Raw genomic sequence first — 237 nt, 5'->3', positions numbered from 1 at the left:
CCCTGAGCGATGACCTGAGCAAGGTGGTGGTGCAGGCTCGGTTAAACTCCGGCATGGAGAAATTGCTGCGCGAGGATACCGCCTTCTGGGTGGTGAAACCGCAGATTGGCCGTGAAGGCATTTCCGGTCTGGGTACGTTGCTGTCTGGTGCTTACATCGAGCTGCAGCCGGGCAAAAAAGGTAAAGAGAAAAACGATTACCAACTGCTGGATGCACCACCGTTGGCTTCTCCGGACG

General features: G+C 56.1%; 1 protein-coding gene. It reads left to right on the top strand.

What is annotated here, in order from left to right:
* Positions 1-237, top strand: a 237-nt coding sequence (locus SAZ04_RS22975) for a hypothetical protein (protein WP_332700114.1), incomplete at both ends; no start/stop codon positions are given.

The sequence above is a fragment of the Halalkalibacter lacteus genome, assembly GCF_036663595.1.
Taxonomy (GTDB): Bacteria; Bacillota; Bacilli; order Bacillales; family Bacillaceae_D; genus Halalkalibacter; species Halalkalibacter lacteus.
The sequence above is the reverse complement of the archived record's forward strand: the minus strand, read 5'-3'. Positions and strand labels throughout refer to the sequence as shown.